General features: G+C 61.0%; 21 protein-coding genes. 12 read left to right on the top strand and 9 right to left on the bottom strand.

Annotated elements, in window-relative coordinates:
• The gene (gene blaOXA / locus AC1DF8_RS15520) at positions 1-825 is read right to left on the bottom strand and encodes a class D beta-lactamase (protein ID WP_478154104.1); all 825 of its coding nucleotides are present in this window, start codon (positions 823-825) and stop codon (positions 1-3) included.
• 104 nt (positions 826-929) lie between these two features.
• Between blaOXA and AC1DF8_RS15515 the strand changes: the two genes are divergently transcribed.
• The 5 genes from AC1DF8_RS15515 to AC1DF8_RS15495 all read left to right on the top strand — a co-directional run bounded on the left by AC1DF8_RS15515 (position 930) and on the right by AC1DF8_RS15495 (position 4,759).
• Entirely contained in the window at positions 930-1,820 is an 891-nt protein-coding gene (locus AC1DF8_RS15515) for a LysR substrate-binding domain-containing protein (RefSeq protein WP_113114974.1), read from the top strand.
• Between the two features lie 145 nt (positions 1,821-1,965).
• Entirely contained in the window at positions 1,966-3,261 is a 1,296-nt protein-coding gene (locus AC1DF8_RS15510) for an Hsp70 family protein (RefSeq protein ID WP_478154103.1), read from the top strand.
• Positions 3,262-3,329: 68 nt separating this feature from the next.
• The gene (locus AC1DF8_RS15505; RefSeq protein ID WP_113114976.1) at positions 3,330-4,220 is read left to right on the top strand and encodes a uracil-DNA glycosylase; all 891 of its coding nucleotides are present in this window, start codon (positions 3,330-3,332) and stop codon (positions 4,218-4,220) included.
• A gap of 134 nt (positions 4,221-4,354) precedes the next feature.
• Positions 4,355-4,546 carry a hypothetical protein gene (locus AC1DF8_RS15500; protein ID WP_018114375.1) on the top strand — a complete coding sequence of 64 codons (192 nt, stop codon included), beginning with the start codon at positions 4,355-4,357 and terminating at the stop codon, positions 4,544-4,546.
• Positions 4,547-4,612: 66 nt separating this feature from the next.
• Positions 4,613-4,759, top strand: a complete 147-nt coding sequence (locus tag AC1DF8_RS15495) for a hypothetical protein (protein ID WP_478154102.1) — start codon at positions 4,613-4,615, stop codon at positions 4,757-4,759.
• Positions 4,760-4,782: 23 nt separating this feature from the next.
• Here the strand turns inward: AC1DF8_RS15495 and AC1DF8_RS15490 are convergent, their stop codons facing one another.
• Positions 4,783-5,655 (bottom strand): hypothetical protein, encoded by an 873-nt coding sequence (locus tag AC1DF8_RS15490; RefSeq protein ID WP_478154101.1) that lies wholly within the window; start codon positions 5,653-5,655, stop codon positions 4,783-4,785.
• Between the two features lie 247 nt (positions 5,656-5,902).
• Positions 5,903-6,841, bottom strand: coding sequence for a DMT family transporter (locus AC1DF8_RS15485; RefSeq protein ID WP_478154100.1), 939 nt, complete (start codon positions 6,839-6,841; stop codon positions 5,903-5,905).
• A gap of 438 nt (positions 6,842-7,279) precedes the next feature.
• On the opposite strand from AC1DF8_RS15485, the gene AC1DF8_RS15480 reads away from it, so the two are divergent.
• The 3 genes from AC1DF8_RS15480 (at position 7,280) to AC1DF8_RS15470 (ending at position 13,739) form a co-directional block, all read left to right on the top strand.
• Positions 7,280-8,386, top strand: a complete 1,107-nt coding sequence (locus AC1DF8_RS15480) for a methyl-accepting chemotaxis protein (protein WP_113013849.1) — start codon at positions 7,280-7,282, stop codon at positions 8,384-8,386.
• Between the two features lie 184 nt (positions 8,387-8,570).
• Entirely contained in the window at positions 8,571-11,219 is a 2,649-nt protein-coding gene (pepN, locus tag AC1DF8_RS15475) for an aminopeptidase N (RefSeq protein WP_478154099.1), read from the top strand.
• Positions 11,220-11,423: 204 nt separating this feature from the next.
• Positions 11,424-13,739, top strand: coding sequence for a PAS domain-containing sensor histidine kinase (locus AC1DF8_RS15470; RefSeq protein ID WP_478154098.1), 2,316 nt, complete (start codon positions 11,424-11,426; stop codon positions 13,737-13,739).
• Between the two features lie 11 nt (positions 13,740-13,750).
• Here the strand turns inward: AC1DF8_RS15470 and AC1DF8_RS15465 are convergent, their stop codons facing one another.
• The 4 genes from AC1DF8_RS15465 to AC1DF8_RS15450 form a co-directional block, all read right to left on the bottom strand.
• A complete protein-coding gene (locus AC1DF8_RS15465) occupies positions 13,751-16,708 on the bottom strand; it encodes a bifunctional [glutamine synthetase] adenylyltransferase/[glutamine synthetase]-adenylyl-L-tyrosine phosphorylase (RefSeq protein ID WP_478154097.1) in 2,958 nt (985 codons plus the stop codon).
• 93 nt (positions 16,709-16,801) lie between these two features.
• A complete protein-coding gene (locus tag AC1DF8_RS15460) occupies positions 16,802-18,208 on the bottom strand; it encodes a HAMP domain-containing sensor histidine kinase (protein WP_018114531.1) in 1,407 nt (468 codons plus the stop codon).
• On the bottom strand, positions 18,205-18,951 hold the full coding sequence (locus AC1DF8_RS15455) for a response regulator transcription factor (protein ID WP_029616368.1): 747 nt from the start codon (positions 18,949-18,951) through the stop codon (positions 18,205-18,207). Before AC1DF8_RS15455 ends, AC1DF8_RS15460 begins: the two co-directional genes overlap by 4 nt.
• 133 nt (positions 18,952-19,084) lie before the next feature.
• On the bottom strand, positions 19,085-20,644 hold the full coding sequence (locus AC1DF8_RS15450) for a Do family serine endopeptidase (RefSeq protein ID WP_018114528.1): 1,560 nt from the start codon (positions 20,642-20,644) through the stop codon (positions 19,085-19,087).
• Positions 20,645-20,882: 238 nt separating this feature from the next.
• Here AC1DF8_RS15450 and AC1DF8_RS15445 point away from each other — a divergent pair, with 238 nt between their 5' ends.
• From AC1DF8_RS15445 to AC1DF8_RS15430, 4 genes are read left to right on the top strand one after another with little or no spacing between them, the layout of a single operon-like run.
• Positions 20,883-21,230 (top strand): ArsR/SmtB family transcription factor, encoded by a 348-nt coding sequence (locus AC1DF8_RS15445; RefSeq protein WP_478154096.1) that lies wholly within the window; start codon positions 20,883-20,885, stop codon positions 21,228-21,230.
• Between the two features lie 39 nt (positions 21,231-21,269).
• A complete protein-coding gene (locus AC1DF8_RS15440) occupies positions 21,270-21,746 on the top strand; it encodes an SRPBCC family protein (protein WP_478154095.1) in 477 nt (158 codons plus the stop codon).
• A 5-nt stretch (positions 21,747-21,751) separates the two neighbouring features.
• Positions 21,752-22,168, top strand: coding sequence for a VOC family protein (locus AC1DF8_RS15435; RefSeq protein WP_478154094.1), 417 nt, complete (start codon positions 21,752-21,754; stop codon positions 22,166-22,168).
• Positions 22,165-22,554, top strand: a complete 390-nt coding sequence (locus AC1DF8_RS15430; protein ID WP_018114523.1) for a DoxX family protein — start codon at positions 22,165-22,167, stop codon at positions 22,552-22,554. The genes AC1DF8_RS15435 and AC1DF8_RS15430 overlap by 4 nt, the downstream gene beginning before the upstream one ends.
• Before the next feature lie 38 nt (positions 22,555-22,592).
• On the opposite strand, the gene AC1DF8_RS15425 is transcribed toward AC1DF8_RS15430, so the two are convergent.
• Positions 22,593-23,048 (bottom strand): cytochrome c-type biogenesis protein, encoded by a 456-nt coding sequence (locus AC1DF8_RS15425; protein WP_478154093.1) that lies wholly within the window; start codon positions 23,046-23,048, stop codon positions 22,593-22,595.
• On the bottom strand, positions 23,045-23,281 hold a 237-nt coding region (locus AC1DF8_RS15420; protein ID WP_478154092.1), incomplete at its 5' end, for a cytochrome c-type biogenesis CcmF C-terminal domain-containing protein. The genes AC1DF8_RS15420 and AC1DF8_RS15425, both read right to left, overlap by 4 nt.

Below are 23,281 nucleotides of genomic sequence, written 5' to 3'. Positions count from 1 at the left end.
TCAGCGGTCTTCGACCAATCCGGGGAAATCCGCAACCAGCGTATCGCGCGTCTCGAAGCTGATCGGATTGTCGGCGTAGCGATGATTGGCGATGTAGAGCCTCGCGAAAATCAGCCGTCTGTCGCCCTTTGTCGCCCAGCCGACGAACCAGCCGAGCGGCCGTTCATAATTGGTCTTGCCGGCCGCGTTGCGCAACCATCCGGCGCCGGTCTTGCCCTGGATATCCCAACCGTCAGCCGCTTCAAAATGCGGGACGATCGCCTCCGTCATCTGCCGCGCGCGCTGCGATATCGGCAGGCGGCCGGTTCGAAACCGGCGGAGGAACTGCACCTGGTCCTCGGCGGAGATCCTGAGCGATGACATCAGCCAGGACTCGGTCAGCCCATCCGTATTGCCAGGACCGCCCGAGACATCCTCATTGCCGTAGCCGAAGCGCCTGACATAATCGGCAAGGGCACGTTTGCCGAGCTTGCGGGTCAGCGCCTGTGAGTACCAGACGATGGAATCCCGCTCCCAGATGGTCGGGTCGGTATCCTTCTGCTCGCGCTGCGGTCGCTTGAGCTTCGGATCATATGTCCAGAGCGGATTGTGCTCATCGACCAGAATGCCGGAATCATAGCCCATCATGGCCAAAGGCAATTTGAAGGTCGACTGCGGATAGAAGCCCTGATCACAATTGCCCTGACGGTAAATCGTCTCGCCGGTCTTCTCATCGATGATGACGGTGCAGCGGATGGGATCGGCGGCATATGCCGGCGCCGGTTTCATGGAAATCACTGCAATACTTATGGAAAATGCCAGAAGAACAAGTCTTTCGAAAGCCACTTTCTCTCTCCATATGGTTCGACCTGGGCTTTCTAGGCTGGCTTGCGAGGCCCAATCAAACGACGATATTTCCGGTCAGGTATAAATCAGATTAGGCCATTGCCATGGTTCGACCATATTTGCCGCTGAACTCGCTGCGCGCCTTCGAGGCAGCGGCGCGCCATCTTTCCTTCACCCGGGCGGCGATCGAACTCTGCGTTACGCAGGCGGCCGTCAGTCATCAGGTGAAACTCCTGGAGCAACGGCTCGGCGTCAGCCTGTTTCGCCGCCTGCCGCGCGGGCTGATGATCACGGAGGAAGGGCTTGCGCTGCTTCCTGCCCTGCAGGATTCCTTCGACCGCATGGCCGACATGCTGGAGCGTTTCGAAGGCGGTCATATGCGTGAAGTGCTGAAGCTCGGCGCGGTCGGCACGCTCGCCGTCGGCTGGCTCCTGCCGCGGCTTGCCGATTTCCGCGAGCAATATCCCTTCATCGATCTCAGGCTTTCGACCAACAACAACCGCGTCGACATTGCCGCCGAAGGGCTCGACTATACGATCAAGTTCGGCAACGGCGCCTGGCACGACATAGAGGCCGAAGCCCTGTTCGAAGCGCCACTCTCGGTGCTCTGCATTCCCTCGATCGCCCGCCAGCTCTCCTCCCCCGAAGACGTCGCCCATCAGACGCTGCTGCGCTCCTACCGCGCCGACGAATGGCCGGGCTGGTTCGAGAAGGCTAACGTCACCTCCCCACCGATCCGCGGCATGGTCTTCGATTCCTCCGTGCTCATGATCGAGGCGGCACTGCAGGGCGCGGGCGTAGCGCTCGCACCGCCCTTGATGTTCTCCCGCCAGCTAGCTGCCGGCGAGCTGGAACAGCCCTTTCCGGTCTGGATTTCGAAGGGCAGCTACTGGCTGACGCGGCTCAAATCCCGCTCTGTTACGCCCGCCATGGAGATGTTTCGCAAGTGGATCGGCAAGATGGCAGAAGGGACACGCGTGCAACTCGGAAACTAAGCGGCATGGGTTGCTTTCCGCCTGCTCCTATGCGATCACGCGCCTCTCACAAGATATCAGGGGCGCACAACAAGGCGCCCTTTCGCATTTCGGGGTATCCGCCCCGGCTCACAGATTTTCGACATATTTGACAGGGAGCACGGCCATGGCACGGGCGCTCGGGCTTGACTTCGGCACGACCAATACTGTTCTGGCGCTGGCAGACGGCGGCGCCGACACGCATTCCATATCACTGACCAGCAGCGCCGGCACGGCCGACAGCATGCGCACTGCGCTGTCCTTCATGAAGGACGCGCAGCTTGGCGCTTCGGCGTTGAAGGTGGAGGCCGGACATGCGGCAATCCAGCAGTTCATCGACAATCCCGGCGATTGCCGCTTCCTGCAGTCGATCAAGACCTTTGCGGCAAGCGCGCTTTTCCAGGGCACGATCATTTTCGGCAAGCGGCAGAGCTTCGAAGACCTGATGGAAATCTTCATCCGGCGTCTGCGCCACTATGCCGGCGAGAACTGGCCAGGCGACGTGAACCGCATCATAGCCGGCCGTCCCGTTCATTTTGCCGGCGCCAATCCGGACCCGGTGCTGGCGGTGCAGCGATACAACGAGGCGCTGACGCGCTTCGGCTTTCCGGAAATCCATTATGTCTACGAACCGGTCGCGGCCGCTTTCTACTTCGCGCAGAACCTGAAAGCCGATGCGACCGTGCTCGTCGCCGACTTTGGCGGCGGTACGACGGACTATTCGCTAATCCGCTTCGAGACCAGAGCCGGCAAACTGACGGCAACGCCGATCGGCCATTCCGGTGTCGGTGTCGCCGGCGACCATTTCGATGCGCGCATGATCGACAACATCGTTGCGCCGCAGATCGGCAAAGGCAGCCATTTCAAGAGTTTCGACAAGATCCTCGAGGTACCGTCAAACTACTATGCGAGCTTCAGCCGGTGGAACCAGCTGTCGATCTTCAAGAGTTCGAGGGAATTCGAAGACCTCAAGAAGCTGGTGCGCACAGCGCTGGAGCCCGAGAAGCTGGAAATCTTCGTCGACCTTATCGATCACGACGAGGGCTATCCGCTCTATCAGGCCGTCTCGGCAACGAAAATGGCGCTTTCCGCCGCCGAAGAGGCGCCCTTCGATTTTGCCCCGCTCGGCCGCGGCGGTCACCGCACGATCAAGCGCAGCGATTTCGAAAGCTGGATCGTCGATGATCTCGTCCGCATCGAGGGGGCGCTGGACGAGGTGCTGGAAAAGACCAACACCGATGCATCCGGCATCGACAAGGTGTTCCTGACCGGCGGCACATCCTTCGTACCGGCCGTGCGGCGCATCTTCACCGAGCGCTTCGACAGCGACAAGATCGAAACCGGCGGCGAGTTGCTTTCGATCGCGCACGGTCTGGCGCTGATCGGCGAACGCGACGATATCAACCAGTGGACTGTGCAATAGTGGCCGAAAGGGCGCGGGCAAGGATGCCCGCCCTTTCATTGCCGTTTTCGCTCCGCTAAAGTCTGCTCATGATCTCCGCAAACGACCTGAGTCCGGCCGAACTTGCAGCACTTCTGCATTTCCATGCGGAGGCGGGCGTGGACTGGTTGCTGGAAGAAGAGCCGGTCGACCGTTTCGCCGAGTTCGAGGCGATGAAGGCCGCGCGCCGTTCGGCGGCACCCGCCGCGCAACCGCAGCCGGACAGACAGGCGCCACCGGAGAGACCGGCGTCCCCTCGCCCTGCGCCGCAGCAGACGGCAGCGTCAATTCCGTCCTCGCGGCCACAGCCGGCAATTCCTGACGGCGAAGCCGTGCAGCAGGCGCGGTTTGCAGCCGAGAGCGCTCGCTCGCTTGCAGAACTGAAAACGGCGCTCGAAGCCTTCAATGGCTGCAATCTGAAAAATAGCGCCCGCTCGACCATTTTTGCGAGCGGCGATCCGGCAAGCGGCATCATGGTGATCGGTCCGGCGCCAGGCGCCGATGACGAGCGCGAGGGAGCGGCCTTTGCCGGCAGGCAAGGCCAATTGCTGGACCGGATGCTGGCTTCGATCGGGCTCGAGCGGTCAGCCATTCTCCTGACGCAGATCATTCCCTGGCGTCCGCCGGGCAACCGCATGCCGTCTGCGGCCGAGACGGAGATCTGCCGTCCCTTCATCGAGCGGCAGATCGCGCTTGCCGAACCGCGTGCCATTCTGCTGCTCGGCAACTACACGGCGCGCTTCTTCTTCGGCGAAAATGACACGATCCACGGGCTTCGTGGCCGCTGGAAGGAGATCGCCGTCGCAGATCAGGTCATTCCGGCCATAGCCAGCCTGCATCCCCAGGACCTGCTGACCGCGCCCGTCAACAAGCGGCTTGCCTGGAGCGACCTGCTGGCCTTCCAGGCTCGACTTAAAGAACTGTCTCTGCTTACAAATTAGCCAAGTTTGAAAATATTGTGAATATTCCCATGCAATATACGCATGGCTGCATCCTGCAAGGGTGCATTGAAAAATCGATGCTGCACTGCAATATAGAGGGCGTGTCTTGGGAGGAATGAACAGGAACCAAGGCCATGAGCAAAAGTTTTCGTCCTATACATTGCGGGTTTGAAACCCTGCGCCAAGCAAGCGATCAGGTTCGCAGCACCCAGGGCTACAGCCGTTTCGGCTTTGCCACGAACGAACAGATGATCGCCCGCGGTACCGGAATCAGCAGCCGCACCTCGCGTCCGGCAATGATCTTCGCGGACTTCCAGGAATATTGAAAATTCCGGAATGATGATCCGGCAGGCGGTTCGCCTGCCTTTTCGTATTTCCGAAAGTAGCGACCGATGTCCACAATTCTGATTTCACTGCTGCGCAATATCGACTCTTTCGAGCATATCCGTGCTGCCGTCTGCGCTGCGCACGAATATCGCCGCGAGCTTTGCGACACGCCGTCAGAGGCCAAGACCCCGGCTTCCGCCATCGCGCTCTGAGAGCACGGTTTGCTGGAATTGCTTCAGCAGTTTTCGGATTCGAACCTCGCCTTTGCCCATTCGAAGGCTTCGTCCACATAGGCGAACTTGACCGCCTGCCAGCCGACATATTCCCTCAGGAAATCGCGCGACAGCCACAGTTGCGACTTCTTCGGCTCGTCGTACCAGCCGAGACAACCGCGCTGGGCGCCCTTGGCGAGCAGCCGCTGGAGATGCGTGCGCGACATCATGAAATCACCGGCGAGCGGGCGGGTTTCCACCCTGCCGATCGCGAGCCGTGCCGGATCGCCTCCCTCGAGATCGAGCCGGGACATGAAATGATCGATGACCATGCCGCCCGCTTCCGTCCAGAGGAACAGCGCCACCTGCTCAGGCGGTTCGCGCCATCTGCTATCCTCGAGGCAGTTATAGGCGATACGCGGCTGGATCTGGCGGAAAAGCACGGGATTTTCGTGCRGAAACGCCGCCCGGTTTCCACCATCGATGAGATCAAGCGCGCCGAGGTTGGAGTGCAACCAGCCGAACATCGCCTGATGGCTGACTTCGGCGGGCTCGAAATGGCGCGGACGGCGGCGTTCGTCACCCGGTGTATGGGCGATGAAGCGGTAGGTGAAGAGTTCTTCGATGAAGGCAAGCACGGTATTGCGGCTGGCGATCTTGTGCGCGGTGATCTTGCCGGTCAGCCGGACGGCGGTGAAACCCGAGGTCACATCCCGCGGGTCATATTCCAAATGCAGTGCATAGGCCGTCTGCGTCAGGAGCCAGCGTTGATGCGAGGCCAGCAGGCGCGCCAGCCGCGGCCCCGCATCAAACATGCCTCGCATTTGCCCGGCCAGAAAGCGAATGCTCACTACGAAAGAGGGGTTCTGCGCCAGTTCTTCCGCTGTGAACGCCATAATGCTTTTCCTCAACCCTCGCTCGCAAGCCAGCGTTCGGAGCAGCGATACCGAAACTCCCCCGGCATCTATGGCCTATCGATTATGCACGGCTTTGAATAAATGAAAGTAATTCACTTTCATAACCATATTTCTGACAAAAGCGATATCCCAAGATTTCACCACCCCCTTCTCTTTTGAGGGAGTGGCGGAATAGATTTTCAATTATTGCGATAGTAAATTCCACCTGTGATACAGGCGCAGCCACTCAGGATTGCGGCGCGCCAGCTTTTCGCGCTTCGCGACTCTCGAGGCCAAGCTGGTGCTCGCGGTAGATGATGAAGACGCCGGCGGCGATAACGATGAGGGTGCCGAAGAGCATCGTACTGCTCGGAACGTCACCGAAGACATAATAAGCGACAATGCCGCCGAGCAGGATCGAGCTGTATTCGAACGGAGCGATGGTGGAGACATCGGCGTGCCGGTAGCTCTCGGTCAGGAGGATCTGTGCCACACCGCCGCAGAAACCGGCAGCGATCAGGAAGAGCGCCGAGGTCCAGTCGAGCAAAAGCCAGCCGAAGGGGACAGTAACCAGGGAAAAGACCGAAGCGGTGATCGAGAAGTAGAGCACGATCGTCGCCGTCTTCTCTTCCTCGACAAGGCGACGTACCTGGATCATAGCCATGCCGCCGAGAACTGCCGACAGCAGCACGCAGAGTGCGCCGACGGCCTGTTCAGCCGCCATGCCGCCTTCCCTGAACAGCGTGAGCTTCGGCCAGGAGATGATGGCGACACCGACGATGCCGAAACAGACCGCGCTCCAGCGGTATACGCGCACCGTCTCGCCCAGGAATACCGCTGCGAAGATGACGGCGATTAGCGGCATGGCATAACCAAGCGCGATCGCCTCCGGCAGCGGCAGGTGCAGCAGCCCGTAAAAGCCGAAGCCCATCGAGATGATGCCGAGCGTCCCGCGCTTCAGATGACCGATCGCATTGGCAGTATAGAAGGCAGAGCGCAACTGATGCCGGTAGCCGAGATAGGCCATGATCGGAAACAGCGCGAAGAAGGAACGACAGAAAGTCACCTGGCCTGGCGGGATATCCGACCCCGCCAGCTTGATGAATGTCTGCATGGCCAGGAAGACCACGACCGACGAGACTTTCAGCGCAATGCCTCTCATCGGGTTTCTGAGAACCGATTCCATGATCCTGGCTCTTATGCGGGCATGCCGAGCGGGGAGACGCGTTCGACTCGAACGCAGCGGATGATTTTTTCATCGTAACCGAAGAAATGCGCCGGCGGGGAAAAATCTGCGCGTACCAAACGCCGTGCGTGCATTCGCACGCTCTAACTTTTGGAATTTACGCATCAGGCGTTTCGAAAATCGATTCTGATTTTCGGGCAGATGCTGCAGCGAGCAAGTATTTACCTGCTTTTGATCTGCCGCTTTTCTGTGCAAATTCGTCTTTTGATGAAAAAACTTCTCGTTTTACGCTTATTCGCCCGAAAATGTTCGCATCCGGACCCTTTGCGTTAACCTGTTGCAAACCATGCCCCCGCATCGTTCGCAGTTAATTAATCATACAAAAGAATCGCATTCGTACGCAGCCAGTCGCGTCAGCTTATTTTCAGGATCTTTTTGATGAAGCCGCTCAGCGCAGAGATCATATCCCAGTCACAGAATGCAACGCCCCGCTCGATGCGTGTCGTCACCGACGGCATCAGCACGGACCTGGAGCGTTTCAGCACCGACAACACCAGCATCGTCAAACAGATCAAGCTGCTTGCCATCAACGCACTGATCGAGGCGGCGCGCGCCGGTGAAACCGGCAAGGGCTTTGCGGTGGTTGCCAATGAAGTGCAGCGGCTGGCACAGATCGCCACCGAGATCACCAGCAAGTTCGAAAGCAATGTGCTGGGACGCATCGGCCTCAGCCGCGCGATGGCGGATTCGCTCGTAACCGAAATGGAAGGCGTGCGGCTGACCGATCTCGCGCAGACGCTGGTCCAACTCATCGTGCGCAATCTCTTCGAGCGCACTGCCGACGTGCGCTGGTGGGCGACGGATACGGCGCTCTGGCAGGCGTTGCAGGAGCCGGACAAGGATCGTATCGCCTTCGCGGGTGAACGGCTCGGCGTCATCAACCGCTTTTATACCGTCTATCTCGACCTCGTCATGACCGATCTCTCCGGCCGGGTGATCGCGTCCGCCAACCCGACCTTCCAGCGCAAGATATCAGGCTCATCGCTTGCCGGTGATCCTTGGTTCCGGGCAGCGGCCAGCTGCGCGTCCGGCGACAGCTATATCGTCGATGAAGTCAAGCCGAGCGTTCTGCATGACCAGCGGCATGCGCTGGTCTATGCGACCGGCATCCGCGAAGGCGGCAAGCTCGACGGCAAGCTGATCGGCACGCTCGGCGTTTATTTCGACTGGCAGAACCAGGGCCAGGCGATCGTCGAGAAGGAGGCGAACCTGCCGCCGCAGCTGGCGGAAAAGACCACCGTCATGCTGCTCGACGGCGCAAGCCGGGTGATCGCCTGCACCAATCAGGCTCTGCTCTTCACCCATTTCGCTCTCGCCAACCCCACCGGCCAGGCAAAGGGCAGCTATTACGACAACAATGGCTCGATCGTCGCTTTCGCGCGCACGCTCGGCTACGAGGATTATGACGGGCTTGGCTGGTACGGCGTCGTCGTGCAGCAGACGGAAAGCGATGTTGCGATCAAGAACGCCCTCAATCTCAAATAGCAGCTTTCTCCTTTCTGCTGCATGCACGATAATTCGACCATAATAAATTGGCTGTGAACTTGGCGCTCACGGCCAATTTGCTTTAACTTTAGTTCAGACTTTAATGTAATCATGGCGGCCAAATTTCAGCAGAGTGCGCCCGCCTCTGTATTCGGCCATTGTCTAATAAAGGTCTTCAGGCAACATGCGAACAGATACCGGCCAGGTCATCAATCTGGCAGATTACCGCCCAACAGATTTCGTGCTGGAACGCGTCGACCTGACCTTTGAACTGGATCCGACGGAAACAAAGGTAGAAGCCCGGCTGATCTTCCATCGCCGCGAAGGTGCCGATCTCTCCGCTCCCCTTGTCCTCGACGGCGACGAACTCAATCTTTCCAGCCTTCTCTTCGATCAGAACGAGCTGGCGCCGGAACGCTACACGGTAACGCCCGAAAGCCTCACGATCCGCGACCTGCCGGAAACGGCGCCGTTCGAAGTCACCGTTACCACGCTCATCAATCCCGAAGCCAATACGCAGCTGATGGGCCTTTACCGCACCAGCGGCATCTATTGCACGCAATGCGAGGCCGAGGGCTTCCGCCGCATCACCTATTTCCCCGACCGGCCGGATGTGCTGGCGCCCTATACGGTCAACATCATCGCCGACAAGGATGCCAATCCGCTGCTGCTGTCGAACGGCAATTTCCTCGGCGGCGCAGGCTACGGTCCGGGCAAGCATTTCGCCGCCTGGTTCGATCCTCATCCGAAGCCGAGCTATCTCTTCGCGCTGGTCGCCGGTGATCTCGGCGTCGTCGAAGACACGTTCACCACGACGTCGGGCCGCGAGGTCGTGCTGAAGATCTATGTCGAACATGGCAAGGAGCCGCGCGCAGCCTATGCCATGGACGCGCTGAAGCGTTCGATGAAGTGGGACGAGGAAGTGTTCGGGCGCGAATACGATCTCGACATCTTCATGATCGTTGCCGTCTCCGACTTCAACATGGGGGCCATGGAGAACAAGGGCCTCAACATCTTCAACGACAAATACGTGCTCGCCGACCCTGAAACGGCGACGGATGCCGACTACGCCAATATCGAGGCGATCATCGCGCATGAATATTTTCACAACTGGACGGGCAACCGCATCACCTGCCGCGACTGGTTCCAGCTCTGCCTCAAGGAAGGCCTGACTGTCTATCGCGACCACGAATTCTCGTCGGACCAGCGTTCGCGCCCGGTCAAGCGCATTGCCGAGGTGCGCCATCTGAAGTCCGAGCAGTTTCCGGAAGATGGCGGCCCGCTCGCCCATCCGGTGCGCCCGACCAAATATCGCGAGATCAACAACTTTTATACGACGACGGTTTACGAGAAGGGCAGCGAAGTCACGCGCATGATCGCGACCCTGCTCGGCCGCGAGACCTTCAAGAAGGGCATGGACCTCTATTTCGATCGCCATGACGGCCAGGCCGTCACGATCGAGGATTTCGTCAAATGCTTTGAAGATGCCAGCGGCCGCGACCTCGCGCAGTTCTCGCTCTGGTACCATCAGGCCGGGACCCCGCTGGTGACCGCATCCGGCACCTATGATGCAGGCGCCAAGACGTTCAGCCTGTCGCTGGAGCAGATGATCCCCGCGACACCCGGCCAGCCGACCAAGGAGCCGATGCATATTCCGCTGAGCCTGGCGCTGTTTGCCGAGGACGGGGCCAAGATTGAGCCATCCTCCGTCGAGGGCGCCGAATATGCCGGCGAGGTGCTGCACCTGACGGCGCGGACGCAAACCGCCGTCTTCCACGGTATCGGTTCGCGGCCGGTGGTTTCGATCAACCGCAGTTTCTCTGCGCCGATCAATCTGCATTTCGACCAGAGCCCGGCCGATCTGGCGCTGCTCGCCCGCTATGAAACGGATCACTTCGCCCGCTGGCAGGCGCTGACGGATCTTGCGCTGCCGAACCTCCTGAAGGCGGCTCGCGATGCCCGCGAGGGTGCCGCCATCGTTTGCGAACAGACCTTCATCGATACGCTGGTCGCAGCAGCCGCCGATGAAAGCCTGGAGCCCGCCTTCCGCGCCCAGGCGCTCGCCTTGCCGAGCGAATCCGATATTGCCCGCGAACTCGGCAGCAATATCGATCCCGACGCCGTGCATGCAGGTCGCCAGGCGATCATGAAACAGATCGCCGAAGCCGGCAAAGCCACCTTCGCGGCCCTCTACGACGCAATGACCACGCCCGGCGAATTCAGCCCGGATGCCAAGAGTGCCGGCCGCCGTGCGTTGCGCAACGCCGCCCTCACCTACCTTTCCTATGCCGAGGGCACCCCTGTTCGCGCCAAGGCTGCCTTTGACGGCGCCAACAACATGACCGATCTCAGCCATGCGCTGACGATCCTCGCTCATCGCTTCCCCGAAAGCGCGGAGGCAAAGGCGGCGCTCGAAGCCTTCCGCAGCCGTTTCCAGGAAAACGCGCTCGTCGTCGACAAATGGTTCGCGATCCAGGCCGGTATTCCCGGACAGGGCGCGGTCGATCGCGTCAAGGCGCTCATGGAAAACCCGCTCTTCAAGCGAACTAACCCGAACCGCATGCGCTCGCTGGTCGGCACGTTCGCCTTCGGCAACCCGACCGGCTTCGGTCGTGCTGATGGCGAAGGCTACCGTTTCCTCGCCAGCCAGATCCTCGACATCGACCAGCGCAACCCGCAGCTTGCCGCACGGTTGCTGACCTCAATGCGCTCCTGGCGCTCGCTGGAATCGATCCGTGCCGATCATGCACGCTCGGCATTGCTCGAGATCGAAGGAGCGGCGAACCTTTCGACCGATGTCCGCGACATTGTCGAGCGCACCCTCAAGGGGTGATTTGCCACAAATGATTTGCCGCCTAGCTGTCTTGTGTTCTCCGGACAGCTAGGCCGGCCATCAGCGAATCCTTCCGAAATACCAGCAATCGCAAATGGTTAATAAATTTTTACCAGCAGCTCTGGACAAGGCGAATCACGCATGATTCTCTGTGTGTAGTTCGAGCGAGCGGCGCGCGAATCACACGAGGGATTAGGTTCAGAGATGATGGACGTGCGGCGGGCAACCGCGGCCGAAGGACGGCTGCGTGTCGATTTTGGCRGGCTCAAAGCCTGGCGCGACAGCCTGTCCGGAAACGCTGCGAAAGCTCCTGAACCATTGCTGCGCCACTTGCCGAAGGCAGAGCTTCTCCTGAAGCGCACGATCCCCGTTCTGATCGTTGCCTTCCTTGCCGTCGTGGCGGCCTCGCATTTCTTCGGCATGGTCAGCGAATATAGCCGCATGGAAGCTTCCGCGCGCCACGCGACGGCGCTCTCGGCTGCAACCGCGGCCGCCGTCTTTGCCGATGCGACCGATCTCTTCGACGGCGGCAGCGCCGCAGAGGCGCAGGCGCGCCTTGTGAAATTCCTGCCGCAGGACCGGCTGGAAAACGGCGCCTTCGTGCTGCTGGTGGAGGCGAGCGGCAAGGTGTTTGCGGCAACGGCGGCGGGTGCCGCCTATGTCGGCGCCGATGTCTCGGCCCTGTTCCCCGAGATCTCCGCGATCCGCCGCTTCGGCGACCGCACCGACGTCATCGAAACGAGCATCGGCGGCGAGCTGCATTATGCCGAGATCTCCCTGATGGGCACGGCGGGCGGCTATATCGTTTCCGCCACCTCGCTCAACGAGATAAACCGTCTCTGGCGCGAAGAGCTGACGCTCAACGTCACGCTGTTTGCCGGCATTTCCTCCATCCTGCTCGTCATCCTCTATGCCTATTACATGCAGGTGAAGCGGGCGCGCGATGCCGACGACATCTTCCTGGAATCCAATCTCCGGGTGGAGACGGCGCTATCGCGCGGCCGCTGCGGCCTCTGGGATTTCGATTTCCACAATCGTGAATTCTTCTGGTCGCGCTCGATGTACGACATGCTCGGGCTTGCTGGCTCGGACAAGACGATGAGCTTTGCCGATGCAGCCCGCCTCATGCATCCCGAGGATAACGGGTTGCATGAGATCGCCCGCGCCATCGCCAAGGGCGATTCCGGCCAGGTCGATCAGATTTTCCGCATGCGCCACGCGAGCGGTCATTATGTCTGGATGCGCGCCCGCGCCCAGGTGATCCGCAGCCATTCCGGCCGCGTGCACATGATCGGCATCGCCATGGACGTGACCGAGCAGCATCGCCTGGCCCAGCGCTATGCCGAGGCCGACCAACGTCTGGCCGATGCCATCGAGTGCACCTCGGAAGCCTTCGTGCTTTGGGACAAGAACGATCGGCTCGTCATGTGCAACGCGCATTTCCAGCAGGCTTACGGTCTTCCCGACAGCGTGCTCGTGCCCGGTACCGAGCGTACGGTCGTCCATGCCGCCGCGGCACGCCCGGTGATCGAGCGGCGTATCGCCGATGCCGACGGCTCCGGCTATTCGCGCACGACGGAAGTGCAGCTTGCCGACGAGCGCTGGCTGCAGATCAACGAGCGCCGCACCCGAGACGGCGGGCGCGTATCCGTCGGCACCGACATCACGCCCCTGAAGCGTCACCAGGAGCGCCTGCGCGATTCCGAGCGCCGGCTGATGGCGACGATCAACGATCTCTCGGCCTCGCGCCAGACGTTGGAAACACAGAAGGCCGAGCTTTCGACCGCCAACTCCAACTATCTGGTGGAGAAAGAGCGTGCGGAAGCGGCCAACAAGGCGAAGTCGGAATTCCTCGCCAACATGTCACATGAGCTGCGCACGCCGCTCAACGCCATTCTCGGCTTCTCGGAAATCCTGCAGAACCAGATGTTCGGGCCGCTCGGCTCGGCCAAGTACAATGAATATGCCCGCGATATCCATGACAGCGGCAAGCATCTGCTCAACGTGATCAACGACATTCTCGACATGTCGAAGATCGAGGCAGGCCATATGCTGCTGTCGCGCGAGCGTATCGATCTCGTGCCGCTGATCGAGGAAAGCCTGCGCTTCACCGCGATTCCGGCGGCCGAGAAGAACATCGTCATCCAGCAGCGAATCTCCTCGGGCATGACGCTGATGGCCGATCGCCGCGCCATGAAGCAGGTGCTGCTCAACCTGCTCTCCAATGCAGTGAAATTCACCAACGAGGGCGGGCGCATCGCCGTGCGCACCCGCCGCGTCGCCGATGGCGTCATGGTCACCATCGCCGATACCGGCATCGGTATCCCGCGCGCAGCACTCATCAAGATCGGCCAGCCCTTCGAGCAGGTTCAGAGCCAGTATGCCAAGAGCAAGGGTGGCTCAGGCCTTGGCCTTGCCATCTCCCGTTCGCTGACTAGTCTGCACGGCGGCAGCATGAAGATCCGCTCACGCGAGTCCATCGGGACGGTGATTTCGCTGCGCATTCCCGATCACGGCTGATGCGGAAAGGCTCAGGCCTTTACCACCGTCTGGAAGACCTTGCGGACAGCCTTGGACAGCCGCTTCACCTCACCCTCCAACGTCTTGATGTCAGGGCAGTCTCCGGCCCGGCAGACGAGTTCGGTCAGGCCGGCGGGCGCCTCCTTCGGATCGAACATTCCATCGATGCAGAGACGGATCAGCTGTGACAGCTCCGTATAGAGGGTAAAGGCTTCAAGGCAGGTATCGAGGTCTGCAGAACCCATCAGCTTCTCGCCCAGCACCTTCAGGGCCGCACCCGTCGTCAGGCCGTTGATCCTGATATCGACACCCTTGGCTGGGGCGATCAGGGCGAGATACTGGGCGATGAATTCGACATCGATCACGCCGCCCGGAATGAGCTTCAGATCCCAGCCATTCTCCGGCGCCTTTTCCTTTTCGATCAGTTCGCGCATCTCGGCCACATCATGCGTCACCTTGGCGACATCGCGCTTCCCCGAGAGCACGTCGGCAATGATGCTTTCAGCTTCATTGACAAGGCTTTCATCGCCGCAGATCAGCCGGGCGCGCGACAGCGCCATATGCTCCCAGGTCCAGGCCTCCTCGCGCTGGTATTTGCCGAAAGCATTGATGCGGGTTGCGACCGGGCCCTTATTGCCGGAGGGGCGAAGCCGCATGTCGACTTCATAAAGCACGCCTTCGGCCGTGGGGGCCGAGAGGGCAGCAATCAGGCGCTGGGTGATGCGGGTGAAGTATCGCGTCGCATCGAGCGGTTTTGCACCGTCGGATTCGCCAGCGGCATCGTCGTAGTCGTAGAGCAGGATGAGATCGATATCGGAGCCGCCTGTCAGTTCGAAGCTGCCGAGCTTGCCCATGCCGGCAATCGCAATCCTCCCGCCGGGATAATCGCCATGTGTCACGCGTATCTCGCTCATGACGGCGTCGAGGGCGGCTTCAATGATGAGATCGGCGAGATGGGTGAAGGCGCGCGCGGCCATGTCGCCGTTGATTGCGCCGGTCAGCAGGCGGATACCGATCAGGAAGCTCTGTTCCGACGCGAAGATGCGCAGACGGTCAAGCACCTCCTCATAATGCCGGGCCTGTACCAGCGAGGCCTTCAACCGCTCGCCGAGATAGTCACGCGTCGGCAGCTCGGCCATCAGGCCGGGATCGAGCATGCCGTCGAAGACATGCGGGCGGGCGGCGATGACTTCCGCAAGCTTCGGCGCCGAGGACATGATGTTGACGATGAGGGAGAGCAGCGCCGGATTGCTGCCGAGCAGCGAGAAGAGCTGGATGCCCGACGGCAGGCCGGAAATGAAGCTGTCGAAGCGCAGCAGCGCCTCGTCCGCACGCTTGCTTTCGCCGAAGACGCGCAGAAGCTCGGGTGTCAGCTCCGTCAGCCGCTCGCGCGCCTCGACCGATTGCGTGGCGCGGTAGCGGCCGTAATGCCAGGTGCGGATGATGCGGGAGATATCCGAGGGGCGCTCGAAGCCGAGTTTCCTCAGCGTCTCCAGCGTGTCGGGATCGTCGCCCTGGCCGGTGAAGACGAGATTGCCGGTGCCCACCGAGAGTTTGGTTTCCTGTTCGAAGAGGTCGGCATAACGCCGCTCGACCGTCTTCAACACCTCCACCAGCCGCTCGGAGAAACTGGGCGTATCGGTAAAGCCCATCATGAAGGCGATGCGTTTCAGTTCTGCGTCCGTCTCCGGCAGGAGATGGGTTTGTTCGTCGCGCACCATCTGGATGCGGTGCTCGACATCGCGCAGGAACCAGTAGGCCTCGATCAACTCGTCGCGGGTTTCCGCGTCGATCCATTTTGCCCTGGTGAGTTCGGCCAGCGTCTCCTCGGTCACGCGGGAACGCAGTGCCGGCATGCGCCCGCCGGCGATCAGCTGCTGGGTCTGCACGAAGAATTCGATCTCGCGGATACCGCCTCGGCCGAGCTTGACGTTGTGGCCTTTCACGGCGATTGCGCCATGGCCCTTATGGGCGTGGATCTGCCGCTTGATGGAGTGGATATCCGATATCGCGGCATAATCGAGATATTTGCGAAAGACGAAGGGAACGAGACCGCGCAGGAACTGTTCGCCGGCAGCCAGATCGCCGGCCACCGCGCGGGCCTTGATGAAAGCGGCCCGCTCCCAGTTCTGCCCCCTGCCCTCATAGTAGATCATGGCGGCATCGACGGGGATTGCGAGCGGCGTGGAGCCGGGATCCGGCCGCAGCCTGAGATCGGTGCGGAAGACATACCCATCCGCGGTGCGTTCCTGCAAGATGCGCACCAGCCGCCGCATCATGCGCGGAAAGATCTCGATCGCGTCATCGGGGTCGGGAACAATGCCGGCTTCTTCGTCAAAGAAGACGACGAGGTCGATATCGGAGGAATAGTTGAGTTCGGAAGCGCCGAGCTTGCCCATGCCGAGAACGATCACGCCGGAGCCTTCGCTCGGGGCCGCAACATTCTTCAGCTTCAGCTTGCCGCTTTCATGCGTTGAGAGCAGCAGGTGATCGATGGCGGCGGTGACCGAGGCCTCGGCCAGTTCGCTGAGCCAGCCGGTTGTCGCCCGGCCGTCGAAGATGCGGGCGAGATCGGCAAGGGCCACGAGGAAAGCCACCCTGCGCTTGACGATGCGCAGCCTGCTCATCACCTGGCTTTCGCCAGGCGTACTTCCTTCGCCGTCCGGTTTCCAGCAATCGCGCGCTTCTGCAATCAAAGCCTCGATCTGTGGCTCCAGCGGATCGCTGATGGCAGAGGCAAGGATTGCCGGATCGAGATTGGCGATTTCGCGCAGGTAGGGAGAGAGCGTCAGGACGGCGGCGATAAAGTCGCGCAGCGCCCCCTCGGCCTTCAGCATCTCAGACACGACAGGCTCGCTCTTGCCGATATCCTGCAGGTCGGCAAGCGCCGATTTCAGTTCCGTCTGGTTTAACGGCCGCAAGAGGCCTTCGGTGACGTCCTTGAGGCCGTGCTTCGATTTCGTCAGCATTCGCTCTCCCTGCATCGCTGCAATGCGACTTAAACTAGGGTGTCGAAGCTAGGGCCTCAAGGCGAAAGCGCCAATATGAAAATGATAAGAAAATCAGGCAGGCCTTGCGGGGAAAACCATGCTGACGGTGAGGCCGGGACGTTCCGCATTGCCGGGCTCGGTATCGGAAAGCTCCAGTGTGCCGCCATGCAGCTCCATGATTGCTTCGACCAGCGAGAGGCCAAGTCCGGTGCCGGGTTTCGAGCGGCTTTCGTCCAGGCGCACGAAGCGCTTCAGCACGTCCTCGCGCCGATCGGGCGGGACACCCGGCCCGTGGTCGGCAACGGAGAGGCAGATGCCATCAGGACGACGGCGAAGCTTCACCGAGACGGAACCCGCGCATTCGGTATCGGCGGAATATTTGATCGCATTGTCGAGCAGATTGAAGATCGCCTGGCCGATCAGTTCGCGATTGCCCTGGATCTCGATACCGGGCTCGATCTCGGAGTTCAGTGCCATGCCCGCCTCGTCGGCCACCGGCTCATAGAGTTCGGCGCTGTCGGCGACGATGGCTGAGAGCTCGATCGGCGACATTTCGGCGGCAACGGAACCGGCTTCCACGCGCGAGATCATCAGCAGCGCGTTGAAGGTGCGGATGAGCTGGTCGGATTCGGAGATGATGCCTTCCAGCGCGCTGCGGCGGACTTCGCCATCCTCGATATCGAGCGCATCGGCGGCCTTGTTGCGCAGGCGCGTCAGCGGCGTCTTCAGGTCATGGGCGATATTGTCCGAGACCTGCCGCAAGCCCTCGTTCAGCTTCTCGATGCGTTCCAGCATGTTGTTCAGCGAGACGGAAAGGCGGTCGAACTCGTCGCCGGAACCGCCGACCGGCAGGCGCTGCGAGAGATCGCCAGCCATGATCTTCTTGCCGGCATCCGACATGCGGTCGATGCGCTTCAAGGCATTCCGGCCGATGCCGAACCAGATGATGATGGCGCCGAGGCCCATGATGGCGAGCGCGATCATCAGCGCCTGACGCACCAGCACGCGGAAACGTTCCGGCTCGCCAAGGTCGCGACCGATCAGCACCCGAAGGCCATTGTCGAGGACGAAGATGTTGGCAATCGCCGTATGCCCGACCACTCCGCTATCGGTGTAGCGCTGATAGGAGAAGGGCACCGACGTCCAGCCCTGCTCCTCGAACACACCCGGCTGCACAGAGGCGACATTGCCGGCAAGGATATCGCCCGAGGGACCGGCGATCAGATAGAGATTGGCGCCCGGCTGACGAGCACGTCGTTCCATCGTGCGAAGGAGCAGGTTCATGCCCCCGGCATCATAGGCGCGCTGTACCTGCGTCACTTCCTGGGCGACCGCGTCGCGGATCTGACCGGACAGCAGCCGCTCGGACATCGCCGTCACGTAGAAGACGAGCGTTGCGGCGCAGATTGCAAAGAGCAGAATGTAGAGAGCCGAAAGGCGGACTGCAGTGGACTTGAAGAGAACCCAGAAACGGCTCATCCCTCATCCTTGATCATATAACCCGCGCCGCGGATCGTCTTCAGCAGCGGCTGGCTGAAGTCCTTCTCGATCTTGGAGCGCAGGCGCGAGACATGCACGTCGATAACATTGGTCTGCGGGTCGAAATGGTAATCCCAGACATTTTCGAGCAGCATGGTGCGGGTCACCACCTGGCCGGCATTCTTCATGAGATATTCCAACAGGCGAAATTCGCGCGGCTGCAGCGGGATTTCCTTGCCGCCGCGGCGGACTTCATGGGAGAGGCGGTCGAGCTCGAGATCGCCGACGCGGTAGACAACATCCTGATCCGGCGTGCCCTTGCGGCGGCCGAGCACTTCGACGCGGGCCAGCAACTCGCTGAAAGCGTAGGGCTTCGGCAGGTAGTCGTCGCCGCCGGCGCGCAGACCGGTCACGCGGTCGTCCACCTGGCCAAGCGCCGAGAGGATGAGAACCGGCGTGTGGATGCCCTTGCGGCGCAGCTCGCTGATGACGGAGAGACCATCGCGGCGCGGCAGCATGCGGTCGATGACGATGACGTCGTAGGTATTTTCCGACCCCATGAAGAGACCGCTTTCGCCGTCGCTTGCATGGTCGGCAACGATCCCCGCCTCGCGAAAGGCTTTTGTAAGATAGACCGCCGCTTCCAGATCGTCTTCGATAATGAGAATCTTCATGCGGCCGACATTACCCGCCGGTTGCTTTTCGGCAAGGCTCAAAGCGTCTTCCTGTTGTGGGGAGGTCATTGCGGGCGTCCTTCATAATTGAAGAATTTGGCATAATCGAAGAATTAGGCGGCCGTGAAGAATTCGCGAGCTCGTGAAACGGAGCCGCGCAGCATTTGCTCCTGCGCGGCTCCAGCTTTCCGGGGCTGGAAGATCAGCCCTGACCGTTGATCGGAAGGGCGACGAAACGGCTGCCGTCCTTCGACTGGATCTGGAACAGCGCGCGGGTGCGGCCGTCCTTCTTGGCCTGGTTGATGACGCGGACGACATCGTCGGCGCTGGAGACCTCCTGGTTGTTGACCGAGGTGATCGTTTCGCCTTCCTTGATGCCCTTGTCGGCAGCATCCGAATTCGGATCGATGCCGGTGATGGCGAGGCCTTTGCCGTCATCCGACGGGCCGACCGTCAGGCCGAGATCGGCAAGCGCCTTCTCGGAAGCCGGCGGCTGGGCCTGCTCCTGCTGGTCGTTGTCGTCACCCGCGGAAGCCTGCTGATCGGCCGGCAGCGTGCCGAGCTCGACGGTTACGGACTGGGCCTTGCCGGAACGCCAAACCGAAAGTTCGACCTTGCTGCCCGGCGTCATCGCGCCGATGCGGCGGCTGAGGTCGCGGGCATCCTTGACCGGCTCACCATTGACGGCGGTGACGACGTCACCGGTCTTCATGCCGGCCTTCTGGCCGGGCGTGCCCTCCTGAGCGGAGACGACAAGAGCGCCGTTTGCTTCGGAGAGGCCGAGGGAGTCGGCAATGTCCTTGGTGACCGGCTGGATCTGCACGCCGAGGTAACCGCGCGAAACCGTGCCGTCCTTCATCAGGTCGGCGACGACATCCTTGGCGGTAGAAGCCGGGATCGCGAAGGCGATGCCGACGCTGCCGCCCGACGGCGAGAAGATCGCGGTGTTGATGCCGACGACCTGGCCATTGAGGTTGAAGGTCGGGCCACCCGAGTTACCGCGGTTCACGGCCGCATCGACCTGCAGGTAATCGTCATAGGGGCCGGAGCCGATATCGCGGCCGCGGGCCGAAACGATGCCGGCCGTGACCGTGCCGCCGAGGCCGAAGGGATTGCCGACGGCGACAACCCAGTCACCGACACGGACCTTGTTGTCATCGGCCCAGTTCACGTAGGTGAATTTGCGGCCCTTGCCATCGACCTTCAGCACGGCGAGGTCGGTGCGCGGGTCCTTGCCGATCAGCTTGGCATCGAGCTCGGTGCCATCGTTCATGACAGCGACGAAGGCGGTGCCATCGGAAACGACGTGGTTGTTGGTGACGATATAGCCGTCTTCGCTAATGAAGAAGCCGGAGCCTTGAGCGACCGGACGCAGACGGCCCGGGCCGCCCGGCTGGCCGAAGCGGCGCTGCTGGTTCTGGCCCTGGTGGCCCTGCTCGCCGAACTGGCGGAAGAACGGCTTCAGGGCGTCGGGCAGATCGTCAAAGCCGCGGCCGTTGAAATCGAAAGAGAAACCATCACCATCGTCGGAGGCCGGCTTGACGCGGCTTTCGACGCGAACGGAAACTACGGCCGGGGAAACGGCGTCAACGACATTGGCGAAGCTCGGAACCGAGGGAGACTGGACATTGACAGCCTCGGCATAGGAACGGGAAATCTCGACAGGGATACCGGTTGCAAGAACGGCGGCTGCCAGACCTGCAACGGTGGATGCCTGAAGCACCGTTTTAAGGGACGGACGTCCGCGGAAATTTTTCAGCATAAGAGCTCCTTCTCTTTTTTCAGACCCTCTTTCCGGCGATGCCGGATCAGTGATGGACCGAGATATAGGACGCCGCACCTTACTACGAACTGTCCAGCCCATGAAAAATTCGTAATGTACCAACATTCTTTTGGTTGCATGTCGGACAAGGTCAACTCGCTGCGCCCTATTTAACCGATCGGTTGACAATCAAGGTTGGACCCTATATTTAACCATAGAGTTACATACGAGGGCCCATATGCAAACCGACACTCTGAGCGCCACTTTCGCGGCCCTTGCGGACCCCACGCGGCGGGCCATCATCGCACGGCTGGCCGAAGGCGAGGCTTCGGTCAACGAACTCGCTGCTCCCTTCGACATGAGCCTTCCGGCTGTCTCCAAACACCTAAAGGTGCTGGAAAAGGCTGGGCTTATCAGCCGGGGCAAGGAGGCCCAATGGCGACCGGCCAGGCTCGAACCGCAAATGATGAAAGGCATCGCCGACTGGCTGGAGCAATACCGGCGCTTCTGGGAATCGAGTTTCGACCGGTTGGATGGCTACCTGCAAAATATCCAGAAGGCGGACGACAGCGGCCCCCGCAACTGATCGCCGGCCCGCATTTTCAATCATCACAAGGGGAATACCATGGCCGATCAGCTGTCGCGCCCCACATTGCATATGCAGCGGACATTCAATGCACCCCGCGCCCTCTTATGGGCCGCCTGGACCCGGCCGGAAATGGTCGTCGCCTGGCTTGGTCCGGTGGAGTGGCCGGCGGTCAGCGTCGTGCAGGATCTACGTGTGGGCGGCTCCTATCGGGCTTGCCTGAAAAACGCCGAGGATGGCCGGCTGCTGTGGCAGAGCGGCGTCTACAGGGAAATCGAGGAACCCTCGCGCCTGTCCTTCACCTTCCAATGGGAGGATTCGCACGAGGACGGCGAGCCGGTCGTAACCCTGGTGACCGTTATCTTCGAGGAACTGGCCGAGGGCCGCACGCGCATGGATTTCACCCATGCGGAGCTGAAATCCGAAGAGAGCCTTGYCGGACACAGACATGGCTGGGAAAGCACCTTCGGCAGGCTCGAAAGCTGGATTGGAAATCAGGGAAATCAAAGGGAGTGATGACCATGAAACTCGTGACGAATCTCGTTTTCAAAGGCGAATGCCGTCAGGCCTTCGAATTCTACGCCAAAGTGCTGGGCGGCAAGCTGACAGGCATGCACACGTTCGGTGAAGCGCCCGGCGACATGCCGATCGATCCGTCCTTCAAGGACAAGATCATGCATGCCTGGCTCGATGTCGGCGACCAGTCGCTAATGGGCTGTGATGCCCCTCCCGGATATCAAGAGGACATGGGCGGCTTTAGCGCCACCTATCACAGCCAGGATGCGGCGGAAACGAAGCGCGTCTTCAACGCACTCTCTGAAGGCGGCAAGATAACCATGCCCTTCAACGCGACCTTCTGGTCGCCGGGCTTCGGGATGTTCACCGATCGCTTCGGCACGCCCTGGATGGTCAATACGATCCCGACGGACCGGCAATGAGCGAGAAGGCCATGATCTGGACCGGGCGCGTGCTGACCGGGCTTTTTGCACTCTTCATGCTCGGCGCATCGATCGCACCCAAGCTTCTCGGCCTGCCGGTCGCGGAGGAAACCATGACCGCGCTCGGCTGGCCTAATGGCTATGTACTGATGATCGGCCTGATCGAGCTTACCTGCCTCGTGCTCTACCTCATCCCGCAGACCAGCGTGTTCGGCGCGGTGCTGATGATGGGGCTGCTCGGCGGCGCGATGGCCACGCAGATCCGGGCCGGAAGCCCGCTCTTCAGCCATATATTGTTCAGCATCTATCTCGGGCTGTTCATGTGGGGCGGGTTGTGGCTGCGTGATCCCGTGGTCAGGGCGCTGTTTCCATACCGGAAAGCGTGAGGATCGCCATTCCGCTGCCGCTGCGGCGGAATGGTTCGTTATTTTTCAAGCAATTCGGCAAGCCTTGCCTGCTCTTCTGCGGTCAGCTTGCTGCCAGTGGGCTTTCCAGCCCGCTTGCGGGCAAAGACGATGAGCGAAACCCCGCCGGCAAGGATCAACAGCACCGGTGCCCCCCAGAGCAACAGCGTGCGCAGACTGAAGCGCGGCTTCAGGAGGACGAATTCCCCGTAGCGCGAGACGATGTAGTTCAACACCTGCTCGTCGCTGTCGCCATCGGTAATGCGCTCGCGCACCAGCAGGCGCAGATCCTTTGCGAGATCGGCATTGGAATCGTCGATCGACTGGTTCTGGCAGACCATGCAGCGCAGTTCGGCAGACAATGTTCGCGCCCGGGCTTCGAGGGCCGGATCGGAGAGCATCTCGTCCGGGTTGACGGCGAAGGCTGGTGCGGCCGCCAGGATCAACGTCAGGACGAGGAGAAAACGCCTGATCATTCCGCCGGCTCCATGGCAGGTGCCGCTGGTTTCGCCGGCTTTGCCTTCCTGCTCGGAGCCCCGACGCGCAGGCGCCGGTCGGTGAGCGAGACGAAGCCGCCGAAGGCCATGATGAGCGCTCCGCCCCAGATGCAGAGGATGAACGGTTTCCACCAGATGCGCACGACGATGCCGCCGTCCTTCGTCGCGTCACCCAGCGAGACATAGAGCTGGCTGAGGCCGAACGTGAGAAT

This window comes from Rhizobium sp. 05N49, assembly GCF_056396805.1.
Note: the sequence above shows the minus strand (reverse complement) of the source record. Positions and strands in the feature narration are given on the sequence as shown.